This window comes from Kitasatospora sp. NPDC093806, assembly GCF_040683335.1.
In the GTDB taxonomy this organism is placed as follows: Bacteria; Actinomycetota; Actinomycetes; order Streptomycetales; family Streptomycetaceae; genus Kitasatospora.
The window spans coordinates 17,086-28,531 of sequence record NZ_JBFBDO010000103.1 but is presented as its reverse complement, the minus strand read 5'-3'; the positions used below and the strand labels follow the sequence as shown (position 1 = coordinate 28,531).

General features: G+C 71.8%; 7 protein-coding genes and 1 tRNA gene. 3 read left to right on the top strand and 5 right to left on the bottom strand.

The features are described from left to right. Nucleotides 1-122 precede the first annotated feature (122 nt). Nucleotides 123-4,025: a hypothetical protein gene (locus tag AB0N76_RS32205; RefSeq protein ID WP_363563235.1), complete on the bottom strand. Its 3,903-nt coding sequence runs from the start codon at nt 4,023-4,025 to the stop codon at nt 123-125. A gap of 394 nt (nt 4,026-4,419) precedes the next feature. On the opposite strand from AB0N76_RS32205, the gene AB0N76_RS32200 reads away from it, so the two are divergent. Beyond that, nucleotides 4,420-4,896 (top strand): carboxymuconolactone decarboxylase family protein, encoded by a 477-nt coding sequence (locus tag AB0N76_RS32200; RefSeq protein WP_363563233.1) that lies wholly within the window; start codon nt 4,420-4,422, stop codon nt 4,894-4,896. A gap of 55 nt (nt 4,897-4,951) precedes the next feature. After that, a complete protein-coding gene (locus AB0N76_RS32195) occupies nt 4,952-5,875 on the top strand; it encodes an RNA polymerase sigma-70 factor (RefSeq protein ID WP_363563231.1) in 924 nt (307 codons plus the stop codon). Nucleotides 5,876-5,932: 57 nt separating this feature from the next. On the opposite strand, the gene AB0N76_RS32190 is transcribed toward AB0N76_RS32195, so the two are convergent. Further along, nucleotides 5,933-6,985: an alpha/beta hydrolase gene (locus AB0N76_RS32190; protein ID WP_363563229.1), complete on the bottom strand. Its 1,053-nt coding sequence runs from the start codon at nt 6,983-6,985 to the stop codon at nt 5,933-5,935. Nucleotides 6,986-7,108: 123 nt separating this feature from the next. Between AB0N76_RS32190 and AB0N76_RS32185 the strand changes: the two genes are divergently transcribed. Continuing rightward, complete coding sequence (locus tag AB0N76_RS32185; RefSeq protein ID WP_363563227.1) at nt 7,109-7,726, top strand: TetR/AcrR family transcriptional regulator; 618 nt, start codon at nt 7,109-7,111, stop codon at nt 7,724-7,726. Between the two features lie 197 nt (nt 7,727-7,923). On the opposite strand, the gene AB0N76_RS32180 is transcribed toward AB0N76_RS32185, so the two are convergent. From AB0N76_RS32180 to AB0N76_RS32170, 3 genes are all read right to left on the bottom strand, one after another. Further along, entirely contained in the window at nt 7,924-9,141 is a 1,218-nt protein-coding gene (locus AB0N76_RS32180; RefSeq protein WP_363563225.1) for an acyltransferase, read from the bottom strand. An 806-nt stretch (nt 9,142-9,947) separates the two neighbouring features. Further along, nucleotides 9,948-10,031: transfer RNA gene (locus AB0N76_RS32175), tRNA-Leu, on the bottom strand. An 85-nt stretch (nt 10,032-10,116) separates the two neighbouring features. Further along, nucleotides 10,117-11,406 carry a hypothetical protein gene (locus tag AB0N76_RS32170; protein ID WP_363563223.1) on the bottom strand — a complete coding sequence of 430 codons (1,290 nt, stop codon included), beginning with the start codon at nt 11,404-11,406 and terminating at the stop codon, nt 10,117-10,119. Nucleotides 11,407-11,446: the final 40 nt, after the last annotated feature.

Genomic DNA, 11,446 nt, shown 5'->3' with positions numbered 1-11,446 from the left:
GGCCCCACACCCACCCCACCCCCCCCCCGCCCCCCCCCCCCCGCCCCCCCCGCCCCCCCCCCGGGTGGCACGGCGGCAGTTGACCGCATCTCAGCTCATGCGAAGGACCGCACGAATGGGTCTCAGGCCGAGAAGTAGCCGATCAGGTCGGCGACCACGTCGACCGAGCCCCACTGGTTGGCGAAGGACACCCGTCCGTCCACCACCGGGACCATCACCAGCACCGAAACGACCTCTCCTGGGCGGTAGTTGATGTTCGACGCATCCGGACGCTCCTGACCGTGCGGGTAGACCGTCAGGAAACTGGTCTCGGTCGGCCAGACCGCGGTCACGTTCAGCAGTACCGAGGTGACACCGGTCGCGGGCACGCCCTCGACCCCGGCCACCTTCAGGCTGACGACGTCGCCGTCACCGCCGAGGGCCCCGGCACGGGCGCCGGTACCGTCCCGGGTGTCCAGCAGCCGCACCAGCGGGGACGCCGAGTAACTGCCTCCCGAGTCGGTGTAGTAACCGACGATGTCGACACCGAGGTCGACCTCACCCCAGGCGTTGTACAGGTCCACCGTGCCGTCGATGCCGACCGGCACGGTCACCAGGTTCGACACGTTCTGCCCGGCGGCGAAGTTGACGCTGGACGCGTCCGGCACCTCCTCACCGTGCGGGTAGACGGCGAGGTAGCTGGTCCGCGAGGGATTGACCGCCGACACGCTCAGCACGACCGCCGTCACCGGAGCGGTCGGGACTCCCGCCACTCCGGTCACCTTGAGCGGCACCACACCGCCCCAGCCGACCCGGCCGGCCGGTGCGCCGACACCCAGCACCGTGTTGAGGATCCGGGTCGGGCTGACCGGGCGCTGGTAGGAACCGGAGCCATTGTCCGTGTAGTAGCCGACGACGTCGACACCGAGATCGACCTCGCCCCACGCGTTGCGCAGGTCCACCTTTCCGTTCGACAACGGCACCGTCACGAGGTTGGTGACGTTCTGCCCGGCGGCGAAACTCACCGTCGGAAGGTCCGGCACCGCCTGACCGCTCGGATAGACCGAGATCGCGCTGTCACGGGTCGGGTTGACCGCCGTCACGTTCAGCACGACCGCCGTCACACCGGCGGCCGGAACCCCGCCCGCGCCGGCGACCTGAAGCGGCACCACACCTCCCTGGCCGACCCGGCCGGCCGGCGCACCGACACCCAGCACCGTGTTCAGGATCCGCGACGGCGGCAGCGCCATGAACCGGCCCTTCGCCACCGCGGGCGCGGCCGTCACCGTGAAGGCCTTGACGAGGCCGGTCGTCCCGCTGCCGTAGCCGTCGAGGATCACGTCGTAACTGCCGGGTTCCACGCGGTTGGTGTCGACCAGGACGTGCAGCTCGGTCCCCTCGCGGTTCACCGAGAGCGGCTTCATCAGCGGCTGGACGTTGCTCCAGGAGCCGTTGCGGACCAGCTTCACCTTGGTGCCCAGGGTGAGCCCGCTGCCGCGGATGACGGCCTGGGTCTGCGTCCCGGACACACCGGTGGCCGGGCCGATCGAGGCCAGGCGCAGGGACGGCGGCGGGGTGCAGGTGAGGGCGCACCCGGTGCCCTGCAGGCTGTACTCGACCGGCGTCGCCGTCCGGGCCGGCGTGACCAGCAGGGCGGCCTGCCCCACGACGGCGTTCGACGTGGCCATGCACCGGCCGCCGAACCGGCCGTACTCGTTGCCGCACTGGTAGGTCAGGCTGGAGTCGTCCCACGTGGCCGGACTCAACACGCTCAGGTACGGCTGTTCGAGGCCGGGGGCGGAGCTGACACCGGAGATGTCGACGGACTGCGAGGGCTTCATGTCGAGCACCATGCAGTAGGCGGTCGAGGACTCGGTGAGCACACCGCTGCGCGGCGCGAAACCCGTCACCGAGACGGGGTGCGCGGTGCACTCCGGCGCCCAGCCGTCCGCCGTACCGACCCTCCAGGTGTCCACGTCGGAATGGACGGTCCTGCCCTGGTAGCCCATCGCCAGCACGATCACGGTGTACGAGGAAGCGCCGGTGACCCGGCAAGCGGTCCCCCACTGGACGCAGACCGTCCGGCCACTGGCATCGGCGGTCCACAGCTGGACCGTCGCGCCGTACTGGTCGGCGGTGGACCGCGCGCTCAGCCAGAACCTGTCGGTGGGGGCGGCGTCCACCCTGACGCACCGTGCGTCCAGCGAGGAGTTCAGGTCCACCGGGGTGGACCGGCCGCCGACCGTCGTCGAGTTCGGGCTGAGGCAGTCGGCGGCCGCCGAGATGTCCCGCCGGACCAGCTTGTAGGTGTCGCCCCAGGTGCCGTTGGTCAGCAGCGCGGTGTACGGCACACCGGCCGTGAGGGCGCAGGTGAAGGCCGAGCCGCCGGCGGCGGAACAGACCACGTTGCCCTGCGGGTCGACCACCTGGAAGGAGGCGTTGGCCCGGTTCTGGGTGTTCGTGTAGTCGACCATCTCGGCGGTGGAGTGCTTGTCCGCGGGCAGCGCGAGGCAGGCCTGCCGCGCGGCCTCGGTCACCGTGATCTCGGCGCCCCAGGCGCCGTCGAAGCCGGTGCTCGGCCAGGCGGCGCAGCCGGCCGCCTCGCCGGTCCGGTGGACCACGAGCTGGAAGGCCTGGTTCGGCGTGCCGCCCAGGACCGCGCGGAACGGCGCCGTCCCGGTCAGCTTGCAGACCGCGGACGGGTAGGGGTCACCGTTGTCGCACTGCTTGACGCCGGCCGCGTCGTACACCGTCGCGGCGGCGCCGGTGCCGTCCGTGGGCCGCCGGTCGAGGAGGTAGAGGCCGTTGCCGGTGGCCGTCGGCAGGGTCAGGCAGACGCCCTGGCCGGGTGTGCCGAAGGTGCCGGTCACCGGACCGGACACCAGGCCGGTGTCACCGGTCGCGGTGCAGCCCCGGGTCTCCCGGTCCGAGCGGAACGCCAGCCCGAAGCCCGTACCGACCGGAGTGGTCGGGTTGACCACCCAGGTGTGCTCACCGAGGGCCGGCTCGCAGCCCTTGCCCGTCGCGCAGTTGCCGAACAGCTGCTTGCCGTCCGGGCCGAACAGCTCGCCGTCGATGTAGGAGCCGTCCGCCTTGACCGGGAAGAAGGAGTACGGACCCGCCTCGGTGATCCGCAGCGTGCGGCACCGGGCGACCGGGCTCAGGTCCGGGGCGACGCCGAACGCCTGCGGCTGGACGACCAGGCAGCCCTCGGGGCGGGAGAGCCGCGCCAGGGTGAGGTCGTAGGCCAGGCCCGGTCGCGAGTCCCGCTGCACCAGGAAGCGGAACGGCGCCTGCCCGGCCGTCGTGCAGTCCAGCCGGTACGGGTCGTTGCCGTCGATGCTGGTGCAGACCTGCCGGCCCGTGGCGTCGTAGACGCTGCGGGTGAACTGATAGTCGGACAGGTTGGTCCGCAGCAGCTCACCTGCCGCGAGGTCGGCGGTGACGTAGCACTCGCCCGCGGAACCGACCGGCAGCGAGCCGTGGAAGACGGTCGGGGTGCCGAGCGAGAGGTCGGCGGCGCCCGCCGTCCGGCAGGCACCGGGCGACATCATCGGCAGGTAGGAGAGCGCGAGGCTGTTCGCCGTGCCGGAGCCGTCCTTGGCCTTGAGGGTGTAGGTGCCCGCCTGCGTGGTCGCGCACCGGAACTGCCCGCCGTTCCCGCCGCCGTTGCCGGGCAGCTCGCAGGGCACGACGGAGCCGTCCGGCCCGAGCAGCGTCGGGTACGTCCACTGCGTCGCGGCGATCTGGACGAGGAGCAGGTCCTTGGGCTGGTTCAGGGTGAACGAGAACGTGGCGGTCGCGTTCGGATCGATCGTGCAGGTGACCACGGTGCCCGAGGTCAGCGTCGCGGGACAGGAGCCGGACGGATCGGCCTGCTGGATCTCCCGGACGACGGCCTCGCGCTCGGCCTTCGGATCCGGCGCGGCCGACGGGCCGGCCGACGGCCCCGCGGCGGGCGCCGCACCCTGGCTCGGTGCGGCCGGGCTCGGTGCACCCGGGCTCGGTGCGGCCGAAGTCGCGTCGGCACCCGGTTGCGGTGACACGGCAGCCGGAACCTGCACGACCGACGGCGGGCCGGCGGCAACGGCGGGACCGGCCTGCCCCACCAATGTCGTCAGGACGGCGAGCAGCAGGGCCCCCGGAGCGACGACACCGGCACCGCGCCGGCCGTGTCGTCTTTGTCTGCCGAACGGCAGCAATCTCACGATTCCCCCCTCTTTCGGGAATGCCCGACTCCTATGACGATCACGGGAGTTCGTAGGCAGGCGGATTCTAGCGATCGCCCCCGACACGGCGACCGCGATTTTCGGCGGCCCGATCGCGCCCCGCCGAGGGTGAGACGCGGGTCACATGCGGGGCTGTCACAAGGCGGAGGGCTGTCTCGTCTCAGGGGGTGCACGAGGGAAGCGGAAGCCCACGACGAAGGAGCGGGACATCATGGACGCGCGACTGAACTACCTCACCAGCCAGACCGCCGGCAAGGTCGTCAAGCACGTCATGGCGGCGGGGCGGACGCTCAAGGAGTCGACCCTGCCGCTCGCCACGCAGGAGTTGGTGGCGCTGCGGGTCAGCCAGATCAACGGGTGCGCCGTCTGCATCGACATGCACGTCAAGGAGGCGCTGGCCGCCGGGGAGAGCGCGGTGCGGCTGAGCCTGGTGCCGGCCTGGCGGGAGGCGACGGTGTTCAGCGAGGCCGAGCGGGCCGCGCTGGAGCTGGCCGAGGAGGGGACCCGGATCGGGGACGGGGTCGGCGGGGTCGGGGACGAGGTGTGGGCGCGGGCCGCGCGGCACTACGACGAGGAGCAGCTGAACGCGCTGGTGATCCTGGTGTCGGTCATGAACATGGTGAACCGGTTGAATGTGATCACCCGGCAGCCGGCCACCGGCGAGTACGTGGCCGGCCAGTTCCACTGACGGCGGAGCGGGAGGACGGCGGATCGGGGGAACCATGGAGCGGGAGGACGACGGCGTGAGCAAGGTCGAGGAGTTCGAGGAGCTGCGGCCGCTGCTGTTCTCCGTCGCCTACCGGATCCTGGGCAGCGTGGGCGAGGCGGAGGACGCGGTGCAGGAGGCCTGGCTGCGCTTCGACGCCTCGCCGACCCGGCCCGCGTCCACCAAGGCGTACCTGTCGGCCACGGTGACCCGGATCTCGATCGACGTGCTGCGCTCCGCGCGGGTGCGGCGGGAGCGGTACGTGGGGCCGTGGTTCCCCGAGCCGCTGCTGGACGACCCGTACCAGGACCCGGCGCGGGCGGCCGAGTTGGCGGACTCGGTGTCGATGGCGGCGCTCCTGCTGCTGGAGCGGCTGAGCCCGGCGGAGCGGGCGGTGTTCGTGCTGCGGGAGGTGTTCGGGTTCGGGTTCGACGAGGTCGCGTCGGCGGTGGACCGCTCGGAGGCGAGCTGCCGGCAGCTGCTGGTGCGGGCCCGGCGGCACATGCGGGACGGCCGTCCGCGGTTCGAGGCGGCGCGCACGGAGCGCGAGGAGCTGGCGGCCCGGTTCTTCGACGCCCTGCGCGAGGGCGACGTCGCCGGGCTGCAGGACCTGCTCGCCGCCGACGTGTCGATGGTCGGCGACGGCGGCGGCAAGACCCCGCAGCTGGCCCGCGCGATCATGGGCGCCCAGAACGTGGCCCGACTGCTGGCCGCCGTCTTCCCGGTGATGCTGCGGATCGGCGTCACCATCGACCCGCACGAGGTGAACGGCCAGCCCGGCGCGATCCTGCGCGACCGCGCCGGGCAGGTGCTGAACGCCCTGGCGCTCGATGTCCTGGACGGGCGGGTCCAGGCGGTCCGGATGGTGGTCAACCCCGACAAGCTCGGCCACGTCGGCCCGGTGGCGGACGCCTGGGCGGTCCACCGCGAGGTGCAGGCGGCCCGCCGAACGGCGGAGTGAGCGCCGGCACAGCGAGAGGCGGCGGAGCGAGGGGCGGCCCGCCGCGAGGGCAGCTGATCAGCCGACCAGGGTCTCCCGCAGCCAGGGCGTGATCACGGCCATCGCCTCGCCGAACCGCGAGATGGCGCAGTGGCCTGTGTCCGGGATCAGTTCGACCCTGGTGTCCCGGCGGCCCTCGAACACCAGGGTGTCCTCCACCGGGACGTGCACGTCCTCGGTGCCGTTGACCACCAGCATCGGCCCGTTGACGTCCAGGTCCAGCGCCGGGCGCAGGTCGAACGAGGCGAAGGCGGCGTCGAGTTCGGCCCGGCTCGGCGCGGCGTCGAAGCCCAGGGCGTTGCCGACGATGCCGTCCATGCCGAAGGCGAAGCCGCGGCCGGCGGCGAAGGACCGCTCGACCGGGCCGCCGAGCACCACGGCGGCGTCCACCAGCCCGGTCAGGCCGGTCCGGGCGGAGTAGTAACCGCCCATCGAGATGCCGAAGTGGCCGACCCTGCCGTTGCCGGCCGCGCGGGCGACGGCGACCAGCCCGAGGATCACCTCGGCCCCGCCGTCGGGGGTCATCGGCAGGTGGGCGCTCTCGCCGGTGCCGGGGAGGTCGAACAGCAGCAGCCGGGCCGGCAGGGTGAGCGCGAGCTGCTCCCACATGCCGTGCAGGTCGGTCTTCCAGGAGTCCACGCCGCCGCTGGCCAGCACGACCGGCGCGTCGGCGGGCAGGCCGGGGGCGGCCATCAGGTGGACGGGCAGGGCGGTCTCGCCGCCGCGGTAGGGGACGGTGAGCACGCGGCGCTCGAACTCCACCGGGAAGCCGGGGGCGGCGAGGACGTACTGCTCCACCTGGCGGGCGAGCGCGGTGCGCTTCGGACCGTCGGCGAGCGAGGGGAACTTGGCCCAGCCGTACGCCTGCGCGGCCTCCCGGTGGCGTCCGGCGGCGGCGTGCCGGGCGGCGAGGGCGGACCACTCGTACGCCCAGCCGCCGGGCCGGTCGGGCCACATCTCGGTGACGGCGGCGCGGACCGCGTCCACCTCCTCGGCGGGGAGGCCGAGGGTCATCTGGGGGTAGCGCTCGACGAACAGGTCCCGCGGGTCCAGGGGCCAGGTGAAGGACATGGTGGTGCCTCCTGCTGAGATGCAGCGCTTAAAGCCGGAACTCTTGCCTTAGCGACTATGCGCCCGGGGTGCCACTTAACGCAAGCCTCCCTGCGTTAAGGTGGCTCCCGAGGTGATCGACACATGACCGAGGAAGAACCGGACCCCACGCCGGCTCCCGAGCCGATCCGCCGCCGACCGGGCGGCCGGGCCGCGCGCGTGCGCCAGGCCGTACTGACGGCCGCGCTGGACCTGCTGGCCGAGGAGGGGATCGCCCGCCTCACCATCGCCGGAGTGGCGGCCCGCGCGGGCGTCAACGAGACCACGGTGTACCGGCGTTGGGGCAACCGCGAGAAGCTCGTCCTGGACGCCATGCTCACCGGCAGCAACGCGGGCATCCCCGTCCCCGACACCGGAGCCGTCCGCACCGACCTGGCCGCCTTCGCCCGCGCGCTCGCCGACTACCTCGCCACCCCGGCCGGCCGCTCCGTCGCCCAGGCGGCCTCCCTCAGCTCCGACGACCCCGCCCTCGCCGAGGCCTGGCAGACCTTCTGGCAGGCCCGCCTCGACCAGGCCGGCGCCATCGTCACCCGGGCCGTCGAACGCGGCGAACTCCCGCCGGACACCGACGCCGCCCTGGCCCTGGAACTCCTCTGCGCCCCGATCCAGACCCGCTGCCTCCTCGGCCACCGCCCCATCGAACCCGACCTCCCGGACCGCCTCGCCACCCTGGTCCTCGACGGCCTGCGGGCGCGAAGCTGAGGATCCGGCAAGCCGGGGAACCGAGGCGCCCCGCCCCGAGCGGGCGACGCACGCGGACGACCCAACGACAACGACCGGTCGACTGTTGAGTCGACCGGTCGTTGGCCGTGGAGCACCGACGGAACCCACTGCCGAGGACAGCTCCGGCGCCGTGTCGCGGCTCGGCGAGCGCCATCACCGACCGCCGACATCACGGATCAACCCGAGAGGCGCCCCGCAGCCGCGGCCGGAGACTTCGGGGCCGGCAGCCCGGCCTCGGCCGAACCGTTCGTCGGCCGGTTCCTGTCACCCCGACTCTGCCTGGGCAGCCGGACGTTCTTGAGCTTGAGCGCGGGCTTCTCCACCATGTGCCAGGACAAGAAGGCGGCGACCACCGAGAGGACCACCGCCGCCCCGGTGTAGGCCGCGTATCCGTGGCGGGGCACCTGCAACAGCGCCAGGCCCTGCTGGATCGGGAACGCGTAGATGTAGACGCCGTAGGAAAGGTCCACCTTGGTGCCGACCTTGGTCAACGGGTGCGGCATGTAGGCGGCCAGCCAGATCAGCAAGTAGGCGAACGCCGGCAGTCCGATGACAGAGAACCCGCCGTACCGGGCACTTCCGACGAACAGGACCAGCGACAGCAGAGCCGCCACCCCGTTCATCCGCAGGCGCGACTTGTAGAGCTCGGCGAGCGCGCCGAGGCCGAACATGAGCACGAGCGGGAGGAGCTTGTCCATACTGATCGAACCGAGAAGCGGCAGCCGCCAGTCCGGGAGTGCCGTCGGCCCGTAACCGGGGGCACGCAGGTGGGGATAGCCGACCGCGAGGTAGATCATGTAGCCGTACAGAGCGGCCATGGCGGCCACGACAGCCCAGCGCATCCGCTGAAGGACACCGACGGCCGCGAGGGCCGCCACCACGAGGTAGCAGAGAACCTCATAGGCGAGCGACCAGATCGAACCGTTGAAGGCGCCGCCCTTCAGGTTGTGCGCCATCAGCCCGGATATCGTCCACTGGTCCACCCCGACCGTCCAGTTGGCCTTGATGTACTCCCACGGGCCCTCCGGGTGCGACCAGAAGGTGCCGAGCAGATGCTCGTGGCGTGCCACGAGCGGTGCGACGACGAACGCCGTGACCAGCAGGCAGACCCAGAAGGCGGGCAGGATGCGGATCGCCCGGTTCCACAGGAATCGGGCCGCGGTGAGCCGGAGCCCGCTGCGCGTGATGAGCAGTCCGGAGAGCACGAAGAACCCGGCGACGGCCACGGCGCCGAGCCCCGTCTGCCCACGCGACCAGGTCGCGCCGGGGTCCCCCTTGCCCATACCGAGCGGCATGGCGTGGGCGAAGATCACCGAGACCGCGAGCAGAAGCCGGAGAAGACCGAAGCCGTTCACCTTCCCAAGGGCTTCCGACAGCGGAGGTGCGGCCAGCACGGCGGACCGTTTACGGGTGGGGCGTGACATGTCGGGTTGACTCCGGACGAATGTTGGGTAGTGGACGCCCGGTGCGCTCTGCAGGCGCTGTCAGGGCTTGAGGGGGGCGGTTGATCACAGACGCCTTTCCCGGCCGGGCAGCCGCACGCGACGCCAGGGCAGGGCAGGGCAGGTCAGGTCGGGTCAGGCAGGACACAGGAAGGGGCCGGCGATGCGGCCCGGATGGGCTCGCAACAGGACCTCGCGGCACGACGTCCCGCCCGAACGGCTCGGACGAGCCGAAGGACGAACCGGCAAGAGGAACGCGGCCACGGTCAACGTCGAGTCACCGCAACGGTGGAGTCCGTTCCTCACCCGGGGCGACCACGGAGAACGCCATGACGGGTCGCGGACTGAGGTCGTCGGTACCGCCCAGACGTTTGAGCGCGTACGTCATCCGACCTCCACCGAAGGATCAGGACACAACCCATCGTTGGCCCACCATGCTTACGGCACATTTAATCCCATAATCTTGCCGCTTTCGAGAGCAGGGTCCGGCCAAGCACCCACCCCGGACCGAGGGGCCGGGGCGGTGGTGCGGGTGCTGACGGAGGGGATCGGCCTGCCGTCTGTGACCGCGCAGGACATCTTTCGGATCCGGGATGCGACTTCGACTTCGAGGGCGACGACGGACAGGGCCGGCGGCTGCCCCGTCTTCCACGCCGCACTCGGACCGGTGGGACGTCGGGCCAGGCACCGGTCGGCCGCCGACTGGTCCGGGAAGACAAAACGGCCGGTTGATCCGAAGATCAACCGGCCGTCCGCTGTGCGCGAGGGGGGAGTTGAACCCCCACGCCCTTTCGGGCACTGGAACCTGAATCCAGCGCGTCTGCCTATTCCGCCACCCGCGCATCTGGGTGATGGGTTAACCATAGCCCATCCCGAGGGGTGCTCCTAACCAATAGCCGGCGCACCCCCGGGGGACGGGTGCGCAGGTCAGCGGGTGAGGTGGTCGAGGATCCAGTCGACGAGGACCGGGGAGACCGCGCCGTGCGGGTTGTTCTCGGTGTCGAAGGCGATGTCGTCGAGGTGGGAGTGCTCGATACCGAGGACACCGATGTCGATGTTCGGGTCGACGTTCCACTTCACCGGGTCGAAGGTGAGGGCCGCCGCGCTGACCGCCGGGACGAAGGCGCTGCTGCGGTGCTCCTCGTCGATCTTCGCCTTGAGCGTGTCCGCGACCTTGCCGAAGGAGTCCAGGGTCCCGCCGGGCACGCCGTCCAGCGCCGGGACCTCGGTGGTGGCGGAGCGGCGGAGGGTGAGGCCGAAGTGCATGCCGCCGATCCGCTGCTCCGTGCCCCGGACGGGCTGGAAGCGGGCGGTGGCGCCGGCGATCAGCGTCTGCCAGTCGAAGGCGATCTCGCCGGCCGGCAGCGGGCGACCGACGCCGTCGCCGCGCCCGTTGGAGACGCCCAGCTTGCGCGGGAGCTGCGGGTAGTCGCCGATCCGGGCGAGGTCGGCGAGGAACTCCTTGCGCAGCTCACTCGCGGTGGCGACCGCGCCCGAGTAGCCGGAGTCCGGCACCCAGGCCCAGAGCAGCTGTCGGGCGGCCGGGCTGCGGATCAGGGCGGCCTGGGACGGCTCGGCGGGCGAGAGGTTCTCGAAGAAGTAGGCGAGCTGCTGGAGGATCAGCGGGATCCAGGCGCCGTTGTGCGGGGAGTCGTAGGAGAGGTAGGTGGCGGTCTGGTGGTCCACCCGGTCGTGCTCCAGCTTGGCGAGCGCGTAGCGGGTGACGATGCCGCCCATGCTGACCCCGCCGACGGTCAGCGGCTCGTCGCCCTCGCGTTCGGCGACGGCGCGGAGGATCGCCTGGATCGCGACCTCGGCGTTGTGCTGGAGGTAGGTGTGCCGCTCCTGGAAGCCGATCAGGACCACGTCGAACCCGGCGGCGAGGAGTCGGTCGAAGAAGCCCGGCTCGCCGTCCTCGCAGGGGGTGTTGAAGTGGGCGAAGAGGGCGGGGAGGTCGCTGGGCCCGTAGTCGAAACCGTCGGCGAAGAGGAACGGTTTCCGGAGGTCCCGGCGGCCGTCGGCGTAGTAGACGGCGGCCTCGCCACCGTCGAGCCGCCAGACGACATCGGGCGCGCGGCCGGCGGCGGAGCCGAGTGGTGTGGCGAAGAGGACGTCGGAGGCGAGGGAGGCCACCAGGTCGGCGAGTTCCTCGGGGGTGGGCTCCGCCGCGGCTTCCCGGAGGGAGGTGGAGACGTCGATACGGGGTACCAGTGCCATGCGGGCGACGGTAGGGGTCCGATCACGCACCACATCGGAG

Excerpts from the sequence above, each read along its gene's own strand:
- AB0N76_RS32190 (WP_363563229.1), bottom strand. The coding sequence starts at position 6,985 with ATGTCCTTCACCTGGCCCCTGGACCCGCGGGACCTGTTCGTCGAGCGC.
- AB0N76_RS32185 (WP_363563227.1), top strand. The coding sequence starts at position 7,109 with ATGACCGAGGAAGAACCGGACCCCACGCCGGCTCCCGAGCCGATCCGC.
- AB0N76_RS32170 (WP_363563223.1), bottom strand. The coding sequence starts at position 11,406 with ATGGCACTGGTACCCCGTATCGACGTCTCCACCTCCCTCCGGGAAGCC.
- AB0N76_RS32200 (WP_363563233.1), top strand. The coding sequence starts at position 4,420 with ATGGACGCGCGACTGAACTACCTCACCAGCCAGACCGCCGGCAAGGTC.